The sequence below is a fragment of the Methanothermobacter sp. CaT2 genome (assembly GCF_000828575.1).
Taxonomy (GTDB): Archaea; Methanobacteriota; Methanobacteria; order Methanobacteriales; family Methanothermobacteraceae; genus Methanothermobacter.
In genome coordinates, this window is record NZ_AP011952.1 from 440017 (window position 1) to 461515 (window position 21499).

A 21499-nucleotide genomic window follows, 5' to 3' on the forward strand; every position below is an offset into this window, starting at 1 on the left:
CTTGAGAAAACCACCGCCAGATTAATATACGTGGTGGATGAAATATTATAGTCGATGATACACTACAGAATGGACCAGCCAGACAGGGTGAGGTGCAGTGTCTGCGGCGGCATCGCAGATGAGGTCGATGAGACCTACCCTGAAGAGGGGGACTTCATCCTGGTGATCTACAGGTGCCGTGACTGTGGCCATCTAGAGAAGCGCCAGTACGGTAAACCCGTGAAGATAATTGATTGAGGTGATCCAATGGTTGATGTGTGCGGTGTTAATGGATACGATGAGATCTCAGGAAAACTGAAGGACCTCCTGGGGCTTGAAAAATCCCCGGTGGCAATTAAACTCGTTCTGAGGGAGGATGACCTCCCTGAGGGTGTTGAAAAGATAGGAAAACCAGCAAGGCACTGTGAAATGGTCCAGATGGCTGCAGCTGGTGAGGTATTCTATGCCACCGCAGAGGCCCAGGCATGCAAGGGAGGTGCCGATGCCCTCGGAATCGATGAGGCCCCTGAGAAGGTCAAAACAGGAGAGTTCTACTATGACCTTGGACGTTTTGCAAGCTTTGCATCAGCCAAGAGGACCTTCGATAGGATACCATCCGTTGACCTCAGGTTCTATGCAGCAGTCTACGCTCCCCTCGAGAAGGCCACATTCGACCCTGACGTCATAGTGATAATCTGCAACCCTGCCCAGGCCATGAAGATCTCACAGGCCCTCGTATACACCCTCGGTGGCCGTGTGGAGGCAGACTTCTCAGGCATTCAGTCCCTCTGTGCAGATGCCGTTGCAGGGCCATACATGAGGAAGAGACCCAACATAACCATGGGATGCAGCGGATCAAGGCAGTACGCGGGTGTGCGGGACGATGAACTCATTGTCGGTCTTAACGGTGAAAACATAGGATGTGTCCTTAACGCCCTTGAGGCCATAAGCTAGACCATCATGGGGGTGATAAAGTGGTTGAGACGAAGACCTTCAGGATCCTTGAGGATGTTGCCGACCTTGAGGAGAAGATAAAGAAGTATGAGGGTGAGGCAGACCAGGAACTTGTGATCAACTGGATCTACGACACCCTTGAGATCCTCAGGAACGTCGGTAAACTCCTCGAGGAGGTTGAGGACCGTCTGGATCTACTTGAAGAGGAGACCGAGGAAAAGAAATTCTAGGTCTCCACCTTTCTATTTTTTCTGGGGAATGAAGAATAACTCCAGTTTTTCCATAATACCGCTGTTCTGGTGAAGGATAACCCTAATTTCCATCAGCATTGGTCCTGAGAAAATGGTCTCTTATCCTCAGGTAGTCACTGTAATGGTTTATGTTCACAAGCTCAATGGGGCGAGAGGCCTCCACACCATAGAGCCTCACACCGTCCTCCAGCATCATCCAGAGGAGGGGGTTTATGTTGCCATCCCCAAGGGGCAGGTAATCCCTGAGGAGATCGGCACCTGCTGCAAGGGGCATGCCGATCCCCCGGGCATTATCAAGCCAGCCACTCTCACCCCTCGCAAGGATTGAAACCGTGGACCCATCAGCATGTTCAGCTATCCTCCTGAGGGTTGCAGGTGATACCGCAGGCTGGTCCCCTGCGGCACAGAGGATTATGTCCCCCCCTGCGGCCCTCACACCCCTCAGTAGTGACGCTGACAGGGGAACATCCACGGGGTCGTTTCTCACCACACGGACATCCATGCCTGAGAGGGCCTCCTCAACCTCCCCTGCCCTGTGGCCGGTCACGACTATGCACTCATCAACCCCCGCCGAGAGGACAGCCTTAACTGTGGCCTCTATGACGGTCACCCCATTGAGGGGGAGCAGGAGTTTGTGGACCGGTTCGAGGCCAAGTTCAGCCATATCCCGCATCATCCTGCTTCCCCTGCCGGCTGCAGCAACAACAGCTGAGATCACATTACCCACCTATGCCGGTTCAAGCCTGTATAGCCTGGCGTATATCCTTGTATTGGCACCTGAACCTGTTGTCCACATCTCTATGAGTACCGGGTATTTCCCTGTGTTCCTGACCCTTATACCTGTTGCCGGGTTGAAGCCGAAGAGTACCGCATGGAACTCCCAGGTCATACCCCGCGGGAGGGGCATGCCAGCCGAGGTCACGATGGCCCTCAGGGCCCTTGCAGGTGGGCATGAACCATGGGATGCATAACCTCCAGGGGCTTCAGGGTCCCTTGATGCTGTGAATCTCACGGTCTCCTTACCCGAGGCCTCACTGCCAGGCGGGATTATGGTCCCGTTCCATGCTGAGGCGAAGGCCCTCGCATTGAAGGCCCTCCTGTTATCATCGTACTGGGGGTAGGATCCAAGGTAACTCACTGCACTGGATACAAGGGACCTCCTGCTGTTATCGATGTAGACCATCACAGGTGAACCAGAGGGGTAGTTCTCCATGTACTCAAGCACGGTATCGCCAAAGAGTTTCTCTATCATCCCTGGAGGTACAGGGAGCCTTCCGTCGCTGAAGTTTGAGAGCTGGTAGTCCAGCGCAATCCTGTCGCCCTCATCGGCCCTCCTGTACCATCTCTTTATCCTCTCAATGGATCTGTACCGGTGGGGGACTGTGCTGTTGCTTATGCTCCCTGCCGGTACAAAACGGACCCTTTTTCCATTTTCAACTATCTCCACACCATCCTTCCTTTTAACCCCGTAGGTGTAGGGTGTCTTGTAGGCCCAGAGGAAGGTGGGGGGCTCCTCCACCACGAGCCTCTCCCCCTGCACCCTGAGGGACCCCGGACCGCTGACGGCGGACCTGCCACTTGCATCCACACCCTCTGTCATCTCGGATATGGGGACATGAACGGCTCCTGTCAGCACGGCCTGGAGGAGGTTTGATGGGTTGAAGTAGTTGAATTCGTCAAGGATGTAGTCAGGGTGCAGCATGATGGGCACGCTCCTCACCCTGGACTCGTCGATGACGTCCTGGCCCTCAAGTACTGTACTGCCCAGGGGCAGGGCCGCTATCTCCACAGGGTTCTGGGGTTCAACCGTTCCCTCAAGGTACCGGCCGCCAGCCGCTGCAGCTGCAACCAGAATTATTAAAATGATGACGTGTTTACCTGATAGACTCCTCAGCATACCTGTATCCCCCCTCTCCTATTATGAGCACCGTGTCATCAGGTCCTGCAAGTTCAAGGGCCTTCCTGACGGCCTCAGCTACCTGCTCCCTGCTGGCACCCAGGGTGCCTCCACCGGCCCTCATCCTGCTGGACCCTATGTGGACCGCTCTCTCTCCAAGGATGTCTGAGGCCCTCCTGGCGGCGTAGGATGCTGGTATGACCACATCCGCATCCTTGAGGATCGCTGCAATCTCCCTGTCCCCATCGATCCCGCTCTCAGATGCCACGGTGTTGACCACTATGAGTCTGCCCTTTCCCCTGAGGTCCTGCATCACTGCCCTGACACCTGCAGGGTTGTGGGCGTAGTCCAGGATTATCCTGGGCGACTCTGAGAGTTCCTGGAACCTCCCCGGGACGCCTTTGAATGATTCCAGACCCCGGACTATGTCATCAATTTCCAGTCCCATGGTCCATGCGGTTGCAGCTGCCGCCAAGGCGTTGTAGACATTGAATATCCCGGGGGTTGCAAGCCTTACCTCCCTCATCTCCTGACCGATTACGAGCTTGAAGCCCCCGGGGGATGCCTCGATGGCCATGACATCTGGCTGGGGTCTCAGGTACCCGCAGATGCACTGGTAGTCGCCGAGGTGCCCCATGGTTCTCCTGGTGTACCTGAGGGGCTTCCCGCACTTGGGGCACTCCCTGCCCTCAGGCACCACGCCACCGGATTCAGAGCTCTGTATGCCATAGAACACAACCCTCTCACGGGGGAGTCCGTCTGCAAGGGAGGCTACAATGGGGTCATCTGCATTCAGGACAAGGTCCTCTGCAACCTCCACCATTTCACCCTTGCATTCAATGTAGTCAGAGAATCTCCGCCCAGCTGAGAGGTGGTCCCTTGATATGTTTGTTATAACACCCACCGAGACACCTGAGAGCATCGCGGAGCTTCTTATCTCCCCCCTCCTGCCGAAGGTACCTATCTCAACGACGGCGACGTCACCCGGCAGCCTTGCCTGGAGGGCAGGTACAAGTTCAGTGTTTCCCTGGATGTTCAGGTGGTGCTCCGGGACCCTCATACCTGCAACCCGCATTATGGATTTGAGCATGCCAGTGGTTGTTGTTTTCCCGTTTGTCCCTGTAACACCCACCACCGGTTTATCCACAGGGCACATGTTGAGTACGTCCTCAACACCTATGACGTCGGCGTCAAGACCACCTATGAGGTCAAGGATCTTCCGGTTATTCTCAAGGGCAGGTGTTATGGCCACCGTCCTCGCCCTCCTGAGTATCTCAGGGTCATGTCCGCCTAGGTCGAGGTGTATGCCCTCCTCCCTCAGCACATCCACCAGGGGCGTGTCCTCCCGGAGATCCGAGACCACGACCCTGTGGCCCCGGGCCCTGAGGTTTCTTGCCATCAGGCTTCCGACGTTCCCCAGACCCCCAAGGACGACCACACAGTCCTCCATGGATTTCAGGGCCTCCTCGATGTCGGACCTTACATTTTCGTAGGCGTTGACAACCCCGGGGCCTATGTGAAGGATGGTGTCCCCTGGCTCCGCGATCTCAAGGGCCCTCCTTATGCTGTCGTATACGCTCTCAGTCTTTATGGTCCTCTCCTCGCCGGCGCCCCTCGCCACCTCATCGGCGGCCTCCATGTCTGTGACGCCTGTTGTCTCGTTCTTTGCACTTACGATGATGGTGTCGGCCCTCTCAGCCAGCACCCTCCCTATCCTTTCCTTGTCCCTCACCGTGAGGGTGTCAGGGTTGTCGAGGCTCACTATGAGTCTGCCCTGGAACTCCATGCCCTCGAAGAGTTTCTCCATGCTCTCGGGGTTATGGGCTGCGTCCATGTATACTCTGACACCGTCAACCTCGTCTATGAACTCGAATCTGCCCCTTATGCCCCTGAAGTCCTCGATACTCCTCTTAATGTCCTCCATGTCGAATCCGAGTATGAGTGCGACGGTTATGGCTGCGAGGGCATTTTCAATGTTGAATATGCCCGGGACCCTGAGGTTTATCCTCTCCCTCAGGGGCCCCACAGAGACGGCCCCATCATGTTCCCTGCAGTTGAGGGCTCCGCAGGTGCTGCAGATGGCTGTCTTTATCTCTGATACATTGAGGGTGAAGGTGGATCCTGCAAGTCCCCTCAGCTCTATATCGGAGGCCCTGACATGGATACTGGCTGAGCCAGTGAATCTCCTTCCCATGAATTCAACGGTCCTCCTCTCGCCCACACCATAGACCACCCTTTGCACTTCAAGGTCGTCCAGGAGGCTCGATATGACCGGGTCATCACCACATAGTGCCAGAACTCCGCCAGGAGCCATGAGGTCCTTTATTGAGAAGTTCCTCTCAATGTACTCATCGTAGTTACTGAATTCGTCCATGTGATCCGGTGTGAGGTTTGTCACAACCCCTGCTGAGAGTTCAAGGCCCTCAGCCATCCTTATCGTCCCGTGGGGGAGTTCAAACACTGCAAGATCCCTGTCGTCGATATCCCCATTTACCACAAGTTCCACGAGGCCCTCTATCACCAGTGAATCCTGGAGTGATGAGAATGATACTGTCCTGTAACGTGAGGAGAGGATGTGGTCTATCATGTTGGTTGTCGTGGTCTTCCCATCGGTTCCCGCAACTCCGACCATTGGGAGCCCTATGAGTTCGTTGAGGGTCCTCCCTATATCAGAGGTTGTTATGTGGACCAGGTCCCCTGCTTCCCTTACCATTTTACGTACCGGTGCGTCCTGGGGGATGTTGGGTGATATGAAAACAGCGTCAGCCCAGAGTATGTCCTCCATGCTGTGACCCCCGAACCTGAACATCACGCCCTCATCCTCCATCTCAGCTATCCTCTTCTGGGCCTTCAGGGGTAGTTCATGGAGTTCCCTGACGTCGTTCACAAGTACCCTGTTGTTCAGGTGGTTGAGCAATCTCGCTGCGGGTCTACCTGCGTTTCCAGCTCCAATCACAAGCACTTTCATGTTCCTGATCAATTAAATGCACCCATAAACGTTTTTATTAAACACGCGTTCCTTCCTGATTAATCTGTAAATAAGAGTCACCTGATGGCACCCGTCCTGACCGAGGTAGTGGGTGTACCTCTCTGATCATCCTGTGGAATATCTACCAGAGGCAGTCTACCCAAAGATTCTCACCCGGGAGGATATGTATCCACCCATAGACACTCTACCTATAAAGATATGTTCCCATCCTATATAGCTATCAGATCCCGGGTCAGGCATCTGGCTCAGTAATCCATGAGCTCCTGGAGAGTCAGAGGTGATCTAGAGACAGGATGCAAGACCCTCAAGTTCCTCCTGGACCCGGATTATCACATCCTGACCGTTACCGGCCACAAGTATCCTCCTGTACTCCCTGGAGAACTCCCTGACCATTTCAGGGATATCCCCCGGGTCATGGACAGTCAGGATCTCTGATGGAATCCTGAGGCTCTTAAGGTGCTCAAGGGCCATGTCAACTGTATCATCGAGGCCCGGGAAGAGTACCAGGATTTCGGGTGGAGACTCTGCGATTTCATCAAGAATCCCCAGGCGCCACTCCTCTGATCTTCGTGGTGTGCCAAGGAATATGACATCAAAATTAGATTCCCTGAGCAGTGCCCTCATGGCGTGGGGGTTATCGGTTTTACCTGCAACTACCAGTGCATCGTTTACACTGAAGGACCTTATACGGCCAGCCACCGGTCTGAATACTGAGAGGTGCCTGGAGATGACTTCTGAGGGTACCCCGAGGAATTCCAGTGCCTCTGCAGCGGCCCCAGCGTTGAGCCTGTTGAACTCCCCCTCCAGGACGAGTTCGCCCCTGTAGGGGGTGTACTCCATGACACTGCTGGCCCCTGATGTTAGTTCCTCCAGGTGGGGTTCATCTGCAGAGATCACCACAGCCCTGCCCTCCAGGAAGCTGGCCACTGATTCCCTGTAGTTCTCCATGGAGCCATGGAAGTTCAGGTGGTCCTCGCCGAGGTTTGTGATGACGGCCAGATCAATATCGAAGCACTCAGATGCGAATTCAAGGGTCATGTCGCAGACCTCAACCACGATGTAATCGAATTCCTCCTCAGCTGCCCTCAGGATTACCTCTGTGTATCCATCAAAGCCTCCCCCGGCGTTTCCACCGAGAAGGACCCTCCAGCCTGAACTCTCCAGTACATGTGCTATCATTGACGCCGTCGTGGTCTTCCCGTTGGTCCCTGTAACTGCAACGGTGACAGGGACCCTGTGCCCCCTGAGTACCCTGCAGAGAAGCCTGTCACTGAAGCTCTCCCAGAGCCCCGTGCCAAAGATCGAGGGGCTCAGCACCACAGCATCCGATGATGCTATCCTTTCGGTGTCATGGAAGCCCAGGTCAACGTCCACACCCTCGAGGTTCAGATCAATGTCTGCCCTTATATCACTGGCGTATACCCTGTGTCCCCTCCTCCTGAGGGATTCAACAGCCTTTAAACCCTCAGCTCCAAGTCCCAGAACCGCAACCTTCATTGATTCACCGTTAACTGCTCTTTAAGGATCATTTCTCATCCTTTTCATCAGATGCTCCCTGCTCCTCTTCATTTTCTTCATCATCGGAGATTCCGTACTCCTCCTTGAGCTGGGCTATTAGATCCTCATTCATGGATACCTCTGGTACCACAGCCTTTTCATCCTCGCTGGCTCCCCTTTTCCTTCCTATGGAAACAATCAGTACAACTATAACTGCAATGGCCGCTATAACGGCTGCAACGGTTATCAGAACATCAATGCCTATTGCTGGAGTCTCTGTGCCGGCGCCGGGTCCCATGGTCACACCTCAATTTTATATAAATAATCATACAATATATATCTTACATGATAATCAAGGATTTAAGGGGACAGGGTGGTGCTGAGTACATACTCCTTTTTGCGGCCATAATAGTGATAGCCGTTGCAGCTCTCTACATATACAGCTCCTACTTCAGGTTTTCAGGGAACGAGGCCGTTGATGTTAAACTCACCATAACAAATATCGGTCCATCCAAGAGCAAGTTCATCTATGAGGCCAACAACACCACCGGCGGCGGAAGCAGACACATAGTATCCGGGGATCCAGGTAACAGGTTCTTCCTTCTCCAGCCCGGTGCAAGCCGTACCTTCAACCTTGGAAGGATGAGTGGAGGTACGAGCTTCACCATAGAGGGAGGAGTCGGAGACCCCAAAGGCGGAACAGATGACCTCAAGGGTATAGGGCAGAGGGGCCGGTGGACGCTGAAAATAGGCAACCAGAGCTACTCATGGGTTATAAGCGGACCATATGATTACCGCAGGAACCCCACCGGTAGCGTGCTGATGTCATTCTCCATAAGCGGAGGTGGAGGTTCACCCTTCAAATTCACCAGCGACCAGGTCAAGGTGAGGGGAAACGTGTCAGGATGAGCACCTAAACTGAAAACCCATGGCTAAATGCCGCGGGGAATCAGGATGAAAACCTTCAAGGGGTGATGTGTTTGAGCAGATATGAGAAGGCGACCTTCGGGGCCGGATGCTTCTGGGGGGTCGAGGACGCCTTCAGAAAGGTTGATGGTGTTGTATCAACCCGTGTGGGATACATGGGGGGTCACCTTGAGAACCCCACATATGAGGATGTCTGCACCGGTCTTACAGGACACGCAGAGGTGGTTGAGGTAACCTTTGACCCTGATGTTGTGGGTTACAGCGACCTCCTTGATGTATTCTGGAGCATACATGACCCGACGACCCTCAACAGGCAGGGCCCGGATGTGGGAGAGCAGTACCGCTCGGTCATATTCTACCACAGCGATGAGCAGCGAAGGGCTGCCATTGAGTCAAGAAGGAGACTTGAGGAGTCTGGAAGGTTCAGAGACAGGATAGTTACAGCCATTGAACCAGCAGGGACCTTTTATGAGGCCGAGGAGTACCACCAGCAGTACCTTGAGAAGAACCCCCGGAGGAGATGCTACCTCATGAGACTACTCTCAACGAGGTGATCCAGTGAAGATCAATGATGATGCTTCAATCGTCCTCTGCGGTGAGGCAGGGCAGGGCATACAGACCGTCGAGGCCCTCCTCATAAGGGCCTTCAAGGCCACCGGCTACCACATATTCTCCTGCAAGGAGTACATGTCCCGTGTGCGTGGAGGGGAGAACTCCACACTGATAAGGGTATCATCCACACCGGTCCGGGCCTTCATAGAAAGGGTGGATGTGCTGTTTGCACTGAGCCCCGGTGCAGTGGAACACATGGATGGCCGTGTGAAGGATACACTGGTCATTGCAGATGAGGAGTTCCATGAGGAGGGCGCCATCAGCCTCCCGATAATGGGGGAGGCAGAGAAGCTGGGGGGCAGGATATTCGCCAATGTCGTTGCAGCGGGTGCAGCCGCAAACCTCTTCGGTGTCAGAGAGGAAACATTCGATGAAGCCGTGCGGTCCCTATTCGAACGCAAGGGCCCTGACATAGTAGAGGCCGACCTCAGGGCCGGGAGGAAGGGCTATGAACTGGGTGATGAACTCAGGGAGCACCTTGAGATCAGCATTGAACCCCAGCCATCGGTGAGGGAACACGTTGTCCTCAACGGGACAGAAGCCGTTGGCATAGGGTGCATCGCCGGGGGCTGCCGCTTCATGTCATCATACCCCATGACACCATCAACTCCACTCCAGGTATTCATATCAGAGAACGCCGCTGAATTCGACATGGTATTCGAGCAGGCAGAGGATGAGATTGCAGCCATCAACATGTGCCTGGGGGCCTCCTATGCGGGTGCACGGTCCCTTGTCGCAACCTCAGGTAGCGGATTTGCCCTCATGGAGGAGGCCGTTGGCCTTGCAGGTATGATAGAAACACCTGTGGTTATATACATAGGCCAGAGGCCGGGGCCGGCTGTTGGTCTTCCCACCAGGACAGCCCAGGAGGACCTGAACCTCGCCCTCTACGCAGGCCCCGGTGAGTTCCCAAGGGCAATTCTGGCTCCAGGGAAACTCGAGGATACCCCTGAAATCGCGGCCCATGCCTTCAACCTGGCAGACAGGTACCAGATACCTGTATTTCTGCTCTCAGACCAGTACCTGGCAGACCTCTACTACGACCTCCCCGCACCCCTGATCGGTGAGGAACCCTGTTACCATATCACCCGGACATGGGAGGGGTACAGGAGATTCGAGTTCACAGCTGATGGTATATCACCCAGGGGTATTCCGGGCTACGGGTCCGGGACGGTACGGGTGGACTCGGATGAGCACGATGAGGAGGGTCTGATAACAGAGGACCTTGACGTGAGGAGGAGGATGGTTGAGAAGAGGAACCTGCGCCTTGAGATGCTGAGGGATGACGCACTGAAGCCCGAGGTGTACGGTGATAACTCCTCTGCACTGATATGCTGGGGTTCCACCTACTGGCCGGTACGGGAGGCCATCGAGTCCTCCGGTGCAGATGTGAGCATGGTGCACTTCAGCCAGGTCTACCCCCTCCCCCATGACACCCTGGAGCTCCTGGAATCATTCGACAGGACTGCTGTGGTTGAGAACAATTACCGCGGACAGTTCGCGGACCTCCTCAAGCTTGAGGGATTTGAGGCCGATGCAAGGTTCAGGAGGTACGATGGCATGCCCTTCAGCGTTGAGGGGGTTGCCGGATTCATCGAGGAGGTTCTACTATGAGGCCAGAGGATTATGACATGAATGTTGAAATTGCATGGTGTCCAGGATGCGGTAACTTCTCCATCCTGAGGGCCCTCAAGATGGCCCTTGCAGACCTGGATATACCCCCTGAGAGGCTTGTCCTTGTCTCGGGGATAGGCCAGGCAGGGAAGCTCCCCCAGTACCTGAAGTGCAACCACTTCAATGGACTTCATGGCAGATCCCTCCCGGCTGCAGTGGCCATCAAGGCCACGAACCCCGAGCTCACAGTCATCGATGTGAGCGGTGACGGCTGCATGTACGGTGAGGGCGGAAACCACCTCATCCATAACATCCGGAGGAACCCGGACATAACCACCATCGTTCATGACAACATGGTCTACGGCCTCACCAAGGGCCAGGCGTCCCCCACAAGTCAGCCCGGCTTCAGGACTCCTGTACAGGTTCAGGGGGTCTTTGAGGAACCATTCAACCCATTAGCCGTGGCGGTTGCCCTGGGGGCCACCTTCGTTGCAAGGGCCTTCTCAGGAGATATTGAGAGGACGCGTGACATACTGGTCGAGGCCATCAGCCACCATGGTTATGCCCTCGTGGATATATTCCAGCCCTGTGTGACCTTCAACCGTGTTAACACCTTCCAGTGGTTCCGGGAACACACATACTACACCGATCATGATCCTGCAGACAGGTTGCTGGCCCTTGAGAAATCCCTTGAGGGATACGGCGGGGGTAGGTTTCCACTGGGTGTCATATACCGGGTTGAGGGTGAGAGGACCTTCGAGGAGAATCTCAGTGTATACCATGGGGATGCCACTCCCCTCTGGAGGCGGAGCCATGACCCTGATAAACTGAAGCGTCTCATTGAATCAAAGAGGATGGTGTAGCTTCAATCTAACTTATGCTGATCTTCAGGTGATAGAGTGACAGCTGAAATCCGGCTCTACATAACTGAGGGTGAGGTTGAGGATTACAGGGTGTTTCTGGAGAGGCTCGAACAGTCGGGCCTCGAGTGGAGAGCAGCGCCCCCTGAGGATGCCGATGCAGTCATAGTACTTGCGGGTCTATGGGGCACCCGGAGGGATGAGATACTGGGTGCTGTGGATCTTGCACGTAAATCATCAAAGCCCATAATAACCGTGAGACCCTACGGCCTTGAGAATGTACCCCCTGAACTGGAAGCCGTGAGTTCTGAGGTCGTCGGCTGGAACCCCCACTGCATAAGGGATGCTGTCGAGGATGCCCTGGATGTGATCTAATTCGTTAAGTAGTAGCTACGATCAGGCTGAAACTCTCTACGCACCCTCTGCAAGGCCTGCAGAACCATCATCATTCAGGTGCCTCAGATGTAGGCCTATAAAATGATCACAATATTCAAAGGATAATAACTCAGGGTATCAATAAAGTTGCCTGCTTGACTGATGGGAATTCAAAAAGAAAAGGTTAGGGTGGCCATTTTCAGGCCGATGATTTAACCACAAACATGCCGGGCTTGCTTGAGGTCGGGTGGTATATTTTGTTGTAGCCACTGTAGCTGTAGTCAACCCAGCGCCCTCCACTGTACACCTGTACAGTACGGTGACGTGGTGACATGCTTGTGGCGTACTGTATTATACGCACCGTCTTTCCGGCTGATGTGAGTTTCCTGTATAAATATTCACTCATGGCCCAGCAGTCCCCTATGTTAGGATCATAGCGGTATGTGCTGGTGCTGTAGGCGGCCCGCACCCGCTTCTTCTTGTAGTACTTCTTTGAGTACCTCTTCTTCACACTGGTACGGTATGTCGCCCTGACCTTCTTTCTGTAGGTCTTTTTGTACTTCTTGTACTTCTTGTACTTGTATGCGGCGTCAACCTTTACAGGTTCGGCCTTTATATTTTCAGTTTTTGTTACTATTTTTGCGTTTTCTGTTCCAGTATTTACTGCCTCACTGATGGGCACTGAACCCACAGTGAACATCAGTGCAAAGAGCACTGTGACTGCTTTGAATCGCGTAATTTTATCGCCTCCAATGTCCAATACTAACCCTAAGGTCACTAAGGACACTGAGTCAATGGTTACATCATCATGGTATATAAATGTTTCCATAAAATAAAAGCTCTCTGAGCTTCTTTAATCAAAAAAAGCCACCAGAATCCTTTTCTAATATCTGAATACTCTTTGAGAATCCATGACACGTTATTTAATGAGATGGGTCCTTAGGGAATCTCATTTAAGGTTTGGGACAAAAAGCACTGGCCAATAGAAAAGCAATGCAGAAGACAAATCCACTATAAAGAGCCATTCAAATGCCCCATTCATGTTAAAAGAAGATCCAGAAGGTTTAATGGGTTAAAAACAAGGCCATACTTGAAATTTGAATTTAGAATTCTTCTGATGGTTTAAATAACCTTAAAACCCGTTTTAAACCCTCAAAATTAAAAATAGAATTATTTTAATGGTACTGAAAACTCAGCCGGCCTTTTCTATGATGGATGTCCCGTCAGACTTTTCAACCCTGTAGATATGGTCTGCAAGGTTTTCAAGTTCCTCCTCATGGGATACCAGGATTATCTGTCTGGATTCAAGTTCATCGAAGATGTCCCTGAGCTTGTAGAGCTGCTCCTTGCTGAATCCATCGGTGGGTTCGTCCAGTATAAGTATGTCCGACCTCACATCGGTGAGACGCTGGACCACCATGTTCAGTGCAAGCCTGTATGCAAGGGCTATGCTGGTCCTTTCACCACCACTGAGGTATTCAAGGTTCTGTTCATAGCCATCCTGCTCAACGATGGGTGTGAAGTCCTCATCGATCCTCACGGATTTACCGGGGTCATCCACCAGGACCCTGAACCATTTCTGGAATCTCTCATTGAACTCATGGTTTATCTGTGCCATCACGTGGGTCTCAATGTCAGCGAGGGCCGGGATGAAGTACTCCTCGAGCCAGGCCACATAGGTCCGCAGCTGAAGGGAACGTTTTCGGAGTTCCCTCTTTTTATCAATTTCAGACCTTAGGGTCTCAATCTGTCTCTCCTTTTCCTCGATCTTTCCTTCCAGTGCCCCTCTTCTATCTCTCCTCTCGTCACGGAGTCTCTCCTTTTCCCTGATAGTTCGGGTGAGTCCATGTATACTGGCCTCAACATCTTCCCTGTTTCTGAGTACCTCCTCATTCTCCTTTATTTTAGCTTTCTTTTCAGCGATCTTATTTTCATTTTCATCGATTTTATTGAGGTTATCTCTGTATTCCCTGCTGGTCTCGGGGTTGAGTTCACTGATCCTGGTCCTGAGGTGATCCATCCTATCCTCTGTTGCTGCAAGTCTGCCAGAGCATTCTGACTCACGCTCACGCAGGGATTTCAGTTCATTCTCCACCATGTTGAATTCGGATTCAGCGTCCTTCAGTTCCCCGATTATCCTCTCAGTCCCTGCAATCTCTTCCTCTATCTTCTGGATCCTTTCCCTGGTTTTATCAAGACCTTCACGCTTTCTACGACACTCCTCAATCCTTTTCTCAAGGTCCTCCATGAGCAGCCTCATTTCATCCTGGGCCCTTTTATACTCCGCTATACGTTTCAGGAGTTCATTTTTATCCGAGATTTCATTTCTGAGCTCCGCTATCCTTGATTCAACTGACATCTTTCTTTCGAGGGCCCTGCTGAGTTTATCATCTATGTAGTCCGGGTCAACTTCCTGGTCACAGGTGGGACATACACCCATCTTTCCGATGGATTCATAGTCCTCTATCTTTCCTTGTATCCCACCGAGTTCCTGCTGGAGATCTGACACCTCAACCTCAAGCCTCCTGATGCCTGCTTCAACTTCATCCTCCCTGTATCCTGGATCCTCAATGGACTTTATGGCCTCTATCTTTGATTTTATCCCGCCAGTATAATCCTCAAGCCCGGATATCTCATCCTCCAGATCCTTCCCTGTCTTAAGGAGATTCTCGAGTTCGCTGGTAAGATTTCTGTACTGAATCGAAGCCTCCCTGAACCTCCGAGAGTCCTCCATGAGGGATTCCCTCTTCAGCTCAAGGTCACTGATCCTTTCTCTCAGGGAATTCAGTTCCTCCTGAAGCTTTTCCCCGATATCACTGCATTTCTGAAGTTCATCAAGGGATCTCTGATATTCAACCTCTATAACCCTGTTTCTTTCCATGAGTCTCTCTGAGGATGACATGAGGGTTTCTATCTCATTTTTAAGGGATTCTATCTCCTTCTCTGCACTATCAATCCTGTTTTTCTCTCTCTGAAGAACTTCCATCTCTGATTTAAGTTTGCCTATCTCCACCTCGATTCCGTCAATATCACTGTCAAGCTGCTTCTTCTCCACCTCTAGTTTCTCCTTCTCCCCTAGAAGTCCTTCAAGTTCCTTCTCCTTATCCTCAAGATCATAGGACCTGTCTTCAAGGCTTTCTGATTCCCTCTTTATTCTCCTGGAAACAAGCCTTGCGTTATCAGCCGCCCTGCTGTACTTTTCAAGGTCAAAGGCCTTCCTGAGCCTCTCAAGACGGTCATTCGTGGGGGCCTCGATTATGCTCTTCATCTGCTCCTGTGGTGTGAAGACAGCATAACGGTATATCCTGCTCCTGGCCCTTGGATTGAGGGGTTCCCTGTAACCTAGGATCTCAAGTACCTCGGCCTTCAGTTCCTTTGCAGAGAGTTTCCTGACCCCCCGGGGTGTTCTGATGTAGAGCTCGCCCTGCTGAACCCCTGATGATCCCCTTTTGAGTTCCCTGTAAACCGTGTACTCATCGCCATCAACAGTGAAGGTGAGCTTGACTGAACCTGAATTTGATGTGGCCCTCAGGAGGCTGTCACCCCTCTGATCACCCAGACCGAAGAGGGCGAATTCTATTGCAAGGAGCAGGGTGGTCTTACCTGACCCTATATCACCCTCAAAGAGGGTCACCCCATCATCAAACTCAACCCTTCCCGAGTCATAGCTCCTTATGTTCTTAAGTTCAAGTGAATTGATGATCAAGTATCATCACCCCCCAGATCCAGGCCCAGGACATCCTCGGCATCCTCGGTGATCCGCCTCTCATATTCGTTCCTGTTCTCACCGGGGGCCTTCTCATTCTCAAGTCTCCTCAGGAGTTCTACTGCAATGGAATCACCCCCATCAATGAGGCTCCTGTTTTTGATGTCAAGGCCTGCAAGTTTCTCCCTGAAGATCCTCCTCTCCAGTCTGGGCACATCACTCTCCACCACCCTGACCTTCTGGATCTCGCGGGTGCTGAGGCCGTACCTGTTTATCTGGACAACACGGGCCCCCATGGATTCAAGTCTTTCCCTTATACTCGCCGAATCTATGTCCGATGTCCTTCCTGAGCTGAGCTCGCCCCGGATCTTGAGCATCACAACCTTTCCGGTAACATCATGACCTGATATCTCCCGCCCTATCTGGTGGTATGCGTCCTGTGAGTTCTTACCTGTGACATCACATTCAATGTAATCGAATTCTGCGGGGCTTATCTCCCTGAATTCAGTTTCCCTGACCTTATCAGTGAATTCAACGAGATAGTACCCCCTTTTCTCGCCCCTGGCGTTCTCCTCGAGGTCACCGGCGTATGAACCAAAGAGTGTGCCAGGGTACACGATGGGACCGTAGCCCTCCTCAATATAACATCCCTTACGGTGTACGTGGCCACCTGCATAGTACTCGAAGCCCCTGGGGAAGAGGTTCAGGTCCACCGATTCCATATCTGCAAGGTCAGCAGGTTTGAACTGGGTTATGGCGCTGTGGAAGAGGAATATCCTGAATCCCTCTTCGGCCTCCAGGGCCTCCCTGTCAAGCCTCATGAAGTAGTCGACCTCAAGGGTCCTTGATCTGCCTGACAGTCCTGTGATCTTTGCACCTGTCTTCTCGTCCACCGTGAACTCAAGTCCAAGCTTCTTACCGGGGATGGGGCGCACGACCTTATCTATCACCCCTGCACTTTCAAGGATGTCTATCATGGACGTGCTGGATGGGCTGTAGTCATGGCTCCCGTAATTGACGTATATGGGGACCCCTGCCTCCCTGACCCTCCTGAGTTCAAGGGTGGCCCTCTTTACGGTCTCCATGTTGGGTATGTTGGAGTGGAAGAGGTCCCCTGCTATTATCATGAAGTCCACGTCATTCTGGAGTGCATCGTCCAGGGCCATCCTGAAGGCCTCGAATTCAAGTTCCCTGAGGTCAGGCTGTTTCTGGGCCCCCAGGTGGCAGTCTGAGAGGTGTGCGAATCTGTACATGCTCACACCTACCCGATAAAGTCAATCTTCTCATCTTCAGTATCCTCTGATTCCAGTCCAGCTGATTCAATGAACTCCTCAAAGAGGGGTATCTTCACAGGGACTGCGAACTTTGTGAATATGCTGCTAACTATGGCTTCACCCTTATCAAGGCTTGCTATGGTCCTGTTATCATCTGATAGGTCCTGTGAGGCACTCCCTATTATCTCGGCCCTCTCCTGGGCCATCTCATTTCCCAGGATTATCTTGGTGTTCATGTTGGCAAGGACGGTCCTGGGTATCAGGCTGACGAGCTGGGTTATTGCAATGAGGCCTATGTTAAATTTACGTCCCTCCCTGGCTATTGTGCTGTAGATGTTGTTTCCCTGTCTCTCAATGACCTCCTTTCCGAGGACGCGGGGGGCCTCCTCTATGACTATCCCTATGACCGGTTTTCGTCTGAGTTCCCCTGTGGCCTTGTAGTGCTGGTACCTCCTGAAGATCTCGGCTGAGATGACGCTTCCAACCAGGAGCTCCGCCTCTCCCATGAGCCTTGAGGTGTCCACCACAACGATCTTTCCATCCTCAAGGCTGGCCGCGATGTCCTTTATGGTTGAATCGCCTCCACGGTCCCTGAAGACTCCTCCACGTGACTTTATGTTGCCCTCATTATCCAGGTATACACCGAGGGTGACGTCGAAGATCCTCCGGAGCACGTTGAGTGTCACCGGCTGTACACCGGGAAGTTCCTCCCCTTCCACGATCTTCATGATCCATTCATCCCCGAATTCGTTGTGGTACCTTGCAATTGCCTGTTCCTGTGCCTGTGTGAATGGGATTATGCCCTCAAAGTGTTCGGGGCGGAGTGATCTGAGGTTTATGGTGAGGGTGTTCCCGCCCACAGGTGCATCAGGGGAGTAGTAGATCACATTATCTGAGGGGTGCCTCCCGAGGCCGGCCTCGTTCCTCCCGTAGTACTCATCGTGTGGGTCCAGGACTAGAATGCCCACCCTGTCCATCTCTGCGAGGCTCCAGAGCATCACCTTCACAAGGTTACTCTTACCCCTCCCTGTGGTTGCAGGTATGAGGATGTGGTGGGTTATGGCGTCAACTGCATCGACGTAGACCGGTGTATCCAGGACCTTTGACCCGCTCCTCACGTGTCCCAGGAAGACCGGGTTGCCGGGCCTCTCCAGGAAGTCAAGGTCACCCTCCCGGATCCTCCTCACCTCCCTGAAGAATCTGGGGAGGCGTTTGGGTATCATTGGCTGGCCATCCCGCACATGGAGTATGGGGCGGGCCTCTGCAATGATGTAGTTCCTCAGCTCAGGTTCGAGGAACTCCACATCCCCGCTGTACCCCTCAAGGTTGAACCCCGAGGCCAGCTCCCTCATGCCCTGGGGTATCTGGGACCTGTATTTGAGGTCCTTGACCTGGAGTATTGTGTAGCCGTCACCCTCTGCAACCAGAAGGTCGCCGAGTTCTATTGGTTCACCTGCTTTCTGCCTTATGAGTACCGCGGCTGTTTCGCCGCCTATTATCTGCCCTGCAGTTTCCATCAATCCTCACCTGCATACCTGTTCAGTTCATCATGGTAGTTGAGGGCATCCACCTCATCCCTTATGCCCTCAAGGACCTCCCGGTCCCTGACCTGTGAGAGGAGCCTCCTCCTGTATATCTCCACCTCATCACCTGAGACCCTGGCCCTCATATCCACATCAACCAGACCGTAGGGGTAACCCGGGAAGCATGCATCCCTGGCGTTCTCTGAGAGGGCTGATGCCACTACCTGTGCATCATCCCTTCCGCACTCTCCAAGGATGTCCATCCTGAATATCCGCCCTGCGGGGTTCAGCTTAACCGCCGTGAGGGTTGTTGCCCTGTCTGTCCTCACGGCTATGGGGTGGTAGCACCAGCCCCCCTCCATGTCACAGTCTGCGGCGAGCCTCCCTATGGCTGCAAGGAGTGACATTGAGGTGGTCGTGTAGAGGGTGCATGTCTTTGAGAGTCCGGCAATATGGATATCCCCTGACTCCTCCCAGAGTTTTCTTATGTAACTGTTCTCCTTCTCAAAGGATGCCTGCAGTGATCCGTCCCTGACCAGTATATCGCCATCCTGGAGTTCATCCAGCGCCCTCCGTGCCATGCTCCACTCTGCGAATCGCCTGGGAAGGCCCTTGAGGGTTGACTCATCAAACAGCTCTGCATCGCCAAGTTCCAGGTGAAGATCCTCCTCATCAGGCAGGAATTCCCTGTAATCCTCCATGATGGGGTGGATCTGGAATGTGCACATTTCATTCCCCGGGTGGATCCTCATGACCGATAGGAACTCAACCACCGGTGGTATCTCTGGCTGGATCCTCCTGGTCCCCATGAAGAGGCCCAGTGCAACCCTGTTGAGCTGGACCGATATGGTTGGCCCCTCCAGTATGGGGCTGTTGCCGCCGTCTATGAAGGCCATGCGCCTCTCTTCTCCTCCTTTGATGGACAGGAAATTATCCCTGCTGAATTCATGCACCCTGTATCTTGCTGACCTGAAGTATGGCCTTCCGATATCTGACCTCACGGTAGCCTGGAGGGTCTCTGCAATCCTATCAAAAATGTCCAATAAAAAATCCCCCATGTAAATGTTTAATGTTGAATAAGAAATAAATATTATAAATAGTTTGTGGTTTTTAATTGAATGGCCTTGTCATCTGACCGTTCCAGGGATATCCGGACCCTTACCTACTCCTCCGGCTCAACGATGACGGCTGTGCCGTAGGCAAGGATCTCCTGCATTATGTCGGAGATGGAGTCTGAGTCAAAACGGACGCTAATAACAGCATTCGCCCCCAGTTCACGGGCATGGTCAAGCATCCTCTCAAGGGCCTCCTGCCTTGAGTGCTCCATCATGGTGACGTACTCCTTGATCTCACCACCCACGATGGACCTTAAACCTGCACCTATCTGGCCCCCCAGGCCTCTGCTCCTCACTGTAAGACCATAGACGAATCCAAGTGTCTCAACTGCCCTGTGGCCAGGTACGTAGTTGCTTGTAACGTATATGATATCCCCGTGCTCCTCAACAACCGGCGCCCCCTTTCTTTCCTCAAGCTTCGTGCCGCACTCGTCACAGAAGTTTGAGTCAGCCCCGTACTCCTTACCGCAGTTTGGACAGAATTTCTCTGCTGATGCGGTGCTTGTGGAGGGTGCTTCCCCCCTGCCTCTACGCGCAGCCAGTCTCCTCTTCATCTCTTCGCTTGTAACCATAATAACACCATAAATATTTCTATTGCAGATGTATAATAAGGTTACCATGAGATCAAGCATGCCACACTCAGGGGTTAGGGGGGCAGTGGAGAGGGTCAAGGGCTTCATCCCCGGAATAGCAGTGCCCTACATCCCCCTTATCATCATAGGTATGCTCCTCATCATTAAACCATACTACCTCTTCCCGACACATGGGGACCTGGACTTCCATCTTGTGAGGGCCAGGGAGATAATGATCAACCCATCCTATGGCCTCCTATGGGACTACCTGGTCTACTATCCCATGGGGAGACCCCTGGGCCATCCCCCACTGCTTCACGTGATACTTGCAGGCCTCTGGGTCCTTGGAGGTGTGAGGTTCGCCCACTCCATCATGTGCATACTCCAGATACTCATCACCATATTCACGGCCTCATGGGTGGCCTCCGGGTGGTATGGCAGGAGGGCCGGCCTCATAGCAGGGACCCTCGTACTCGCATCCCCACGCCCGGATACCCTCTCCGTTATAATGCCCGCAGCCTACATACCTGTACTCATGGTCCTCACGGTTTACCTCCTGTCAGAGGACCGGCTCTCCGCTGCTGTAACAGGTACCCTTGCACTCTGGACCCACTTCATAGCACTCATAACAGTCGTCCCCGCGGTGCTGGCAGACGGTGTGAGGAGAAACCTCAAGGTGCTCCTCCTGCTCCTCCCATCCTTCATATTATGGTGGGCCTACTTCCTCACAGCGAGGGGCGCCCCATCCGAGCCTGTGAATGGTGGCTACTTCAGCATCGGCTGGCTTGTGTTCCTCATACTTCTATACTTTGGGGTCCCTGGGCTCTACCTTATAAGGGGGCGGAGGGAGTTCAGGCCCCTCGTGGCCTACATTCTCACAGTGCTCCTTGCAGAGATCCTCTTTGATGATATATCGAGGGGTCTGCAGTACGTGGCACTCCCGCTGGCAGTGGTGGGTGGATACACAGGTTCAAGGTTAATCGACAACCCCTCAGGGGCTGTAAGGCTGGTTACCGGAATCCTCATCATCTCATCGGCCACTGTATTCGTCGAACAGCTCCTTCTAACTGATATATGGTGGTCTGATGCTGATATACCATTTGAGAACCGATACTATCCCCTTAAGGAGTACATTGACATCCATACATCCCCTGATGACGCGGTATGGGCCTCTGGTTCAGTTGCTGATAAGGTTGCCTGGATGACCGGGAGAAGGGTTTCAAATGGTCGCTACGGGCCTCCTCCCGGTTTCAGGGAGACGCACCAGGATATCAACATCTACAGTGAGGATGGGGGATTCGTGGTGAGGGATAAAAAGAACAGTACTGTGGCTGTTATAGACCCATAGTATGGG

20 protein-coding genes and 1 pseudogene are annotated in these 21499 nt (G+C 53.0%); 9 read left to right on the plus strand and 12 right to left on the minus strand.

Going from position 1 to position 21499, the window contains the following annotated elements:
* Positions 1–54 precede the first annotated feature (54 nt).
* From MTCT_RS02245 to MTCT_RS02255, 3 genes are read left to right on the plus strand one after another with little or no spacing between them, the layout of a single operon-like run.
* On the plus strand, positions 55–237 hold the full coding sequence (locus MTCT_RS02245) for a hypothetical protein (protein ID WP_010876164.1): 183 nt from the start codon (positions 55–57) through the stop codon (positions 235–237).
* Positions 238–246: 9 nt separating this feature from the next.
* Entirely contained in the window at positions 247–933 is a 687-nt protein-coding gene (locus tag MTCT_RS02250; RefSeq protein WP_010876165.1) for a DUF169 domain-containing protein, read from the plus strand.
* A 20-nt stretch (positions 934–953) separates the two neighbouring features.
* The gene (locus MTCT_RS02255) at positions 954–1163 is read left to right on the plus strand and encodes a hypothetical protein (protein WP_010876166.1); all 210 of its coding nucleotides are present in this window, start codon (positions 954–956) and stop codon (positions 1161–1163) included.
* A gap of 82 nt (positions 1164–1245) precedes the next feature.
* On the opposite strand, the gene MTCT_RS02260 is transcribed toward MTCT_RS02255, so the two are convergent.
* The 5 genes from MTCT_RS02260 to MTCT_RS02290 form a co-directional block, all read right to left on the minus strand.
* On the minus strand, positions 1246–1902 hold the full coding sequence (locus MTCT_RS02260) for an NTP transferase domain-containing protein (protein ID WP_048060837.1): 657 nt from the start codon (positions 1900–1902) through the stop codon (positions 1246–1248).
* Positions 1903–1911: 9 nt separating this feature from the next.
* Positions 1912–3081 (minus strand): hypothetical protein, encoded by a 1170-nt coding sequence (locus MTCT_RS02265; protein WP_048175345.1) that lies wholly within the window; start codon positions 3079–3081, stop codon positions 1912–1914.
* Entirely contained in the window at positions 3059–6049 is a 2991-nt protein-coding gene (locus tag MTCT_RS09180) for a Mur ligase family protein (RefSeq protein ID WP_144245649.1), read from the minus strand. The genes MTCT_RS02265 and MTCT_RS09180 overlap by 23 nt, the downstream gene beginning before the upstream one ends.
* Before the next feature lie 303 nt (positions 6050–6352).
* Entirely contained in the window at positions 6353–7567 is a 1215-nt protein-coding gene (locus tag MTCT_RS02285; RefSeq protein ID WP_010876171.1) for a Mur ligase family protein, read from the minus strand.
* A 28-nt stretch (positions 7568–7595) separates the two neighbouring features.
* On the minus strand, positions 7596–7865 hold the full coding sequence (locus MTCT_RS02290; RefSeq protein ID WP_048175346.1) for a hypothetical protein: 270 nt from the start codon (positions 7863–7865) through the stop codon (positions 7596–7598).
* 47 nt (positions 7866–7912) lie between these two features.
* Here MTCT_RS02290 and MTCT_RS09575 point away from each other — a divergent pair, with 47 nt between their 5' ends.
* From MTCT_RS09575 to MTCT_RS02315, 5 genes are all read left to right on the plus strand, one after another.
* Positions 7913–8476 (plus strand): class III signal peptide-containing protein, encoded by a 564-nt coding sequence (locus MTCT_RS09575; protein WP_010876173.1) that lies wholly within the window; start codon positions 7913–7915, stop codon positions 8474–8476.
* A gap of 65 nt (positions 8477–8541) precedes the next feature.
* Positions 8542–9048, plus strand: coding sequence for a peptide-methionine (S)-S-oxide reductase MsrA (gene msrA, locus MTCT_RS02300; RefSeq protein ID WP_048060839.1), 507 nt, complete (start codon positions 8542–8544; stop codon positions 9046–9048).
* A gap of 4 nt (positions 9049–9052) precedes the next feature.
* On the plus strand, positions 9053–10720 hold the full coding sequence (locus tag MTCT_RS02305) for a 2-oxoacid:acceptor oxidoreductase subunit alpha (protein ID WP_084126124.1): 1668 nt from the start codon (positions 9053–9055) through the stop codon (positions 10718–10720).
* On the plus strand, positions 10717–11583 hold the full coding sequence (locus tag MTCT_RS02310) for a thiamine pyrophosphate-dependent enzyme (protein ID WP_048175347.1): 867 nt from the start codon (positions 10717–10719) through the stop codon (positions 11581–11583). Before MTCT_RS02305 ends, MTCT_RS02310 begins: the two co-directional genes overlap by 4 nt.
* 36 nt (positions 11584–11619) lie before the next feature.
* The gene (locus MTCT_RS02315; protein ID WP_048175348.1) at positions 11620–11955 is read left to right on the plus strand and encodes a hypothetical protein; all 336 of its coding nucleotides are present in this window, start codon (positions 11620–11622) and stop codon (positions 11953–11955) included.
* Between the two features lie 199 nt (positions 11956–12154).
* Here MTCT_RS02315 and MTCT_RS02320 read toward each other — a convergent pair whose 3' ends face one another.
* The 7 genes and pseudogenes from MTCT_RS02320 to MTCT_RS09580 all read right to left on the minus strand — a co-directional run.
* On the minus strand, positions 12155–12715 hold the full coding sequence (locus MTCT_RS02320) for a hypothetical protein (protein ID WP_231855339.1): 561 nt from the start codon (positions 12713–12715) through the stop codon (positions 12155–12157).
* A 432-nt stretch (positions 12716–13147) separates the two neighbouring features.
* Positions 13148–15661, minus strand: coding sequence for an AAA family ATPase (locus MTCT_RS02325; protein ID WP_048175350.1), 2514 nt, complete (start codon positions 15659–15661; stop codon positions 13148–13150).
* Positions 15658–16914 (minus strand): DNA repair exonuclease, encoded by a 1257-nt coding sequence (locus MTCT_RS02330; RefSeq protein WP_048175351.1) that lies wholly within the window; start codon positions 16912–16914, stop codon positions 15658–15660. The genes MTCT_RS02325 and MTCT_RS02330 overlap by 4 nt, the downstream gene beginning before the upstream one ends.
* Before the next feature lie 8 nt (positions 16915–16922).
* A complete protein-coding gene (locus MTCT_RS09285) occupies positions 16923–18452 on the minus strand; it encodes an ATP-binding protein (protein ID WP_048175352.1) in 1530 nt (509 codons plus the stop codon).
* Positions 18452–19501, minus strand: a complete 1050-nt coding sequence (locus MTCT_RS02340; protein ID WP_084126126.1) for a DNA double-strand break repair nuclease NurA — start codon at positions 19499–19501, stop codon at positions 18452–18454. The genes MTCT_RS09285 and MTCT_RS02340 overlap by 1 nt, the downstream gene beginning before the upstream one ends.
* A gap of 119 nt (positions 19502–19620) precedes the next feature.
* Positions 19621–19944, minus strand: coding sequence for a heavy metal-binding domain-containing protein (locus MTCT_RS09475; protein WP_048176545.1), 324 nt, complete (start codon positions 19942–19944; stop codon positions 19621–19623).
* A gap of 48 nt (positions 19945–19992) precedes the next feature.
* Positions 19993–20253 (minus strand): annotated as a pseudogene (locus MTCT_RS09580) (zinc-ribbon domain-containing protein); the annotation flags it as partial.
* Here MTCT_RS09580 and MTCT_RS02350 point away from each other — a divergent pair.
* Positions 20174–21493: a hypothetical protein gene (locus MTCT_RS02350; protein WP_231855341.1), complete on the plus strand. Its 1320-nt coding sequence runs from the start codon at positions 20174–20176 to the stop codon at positions 21491–21493. The pseudogene MTCT_RS09580 and the gene MTCT_RS02350 sit on opposite strands and share 80 nt — an antisense overlap.
* The last annotated feature ends 6 nt before the right edge of the window (positions 21494–21499 follow it).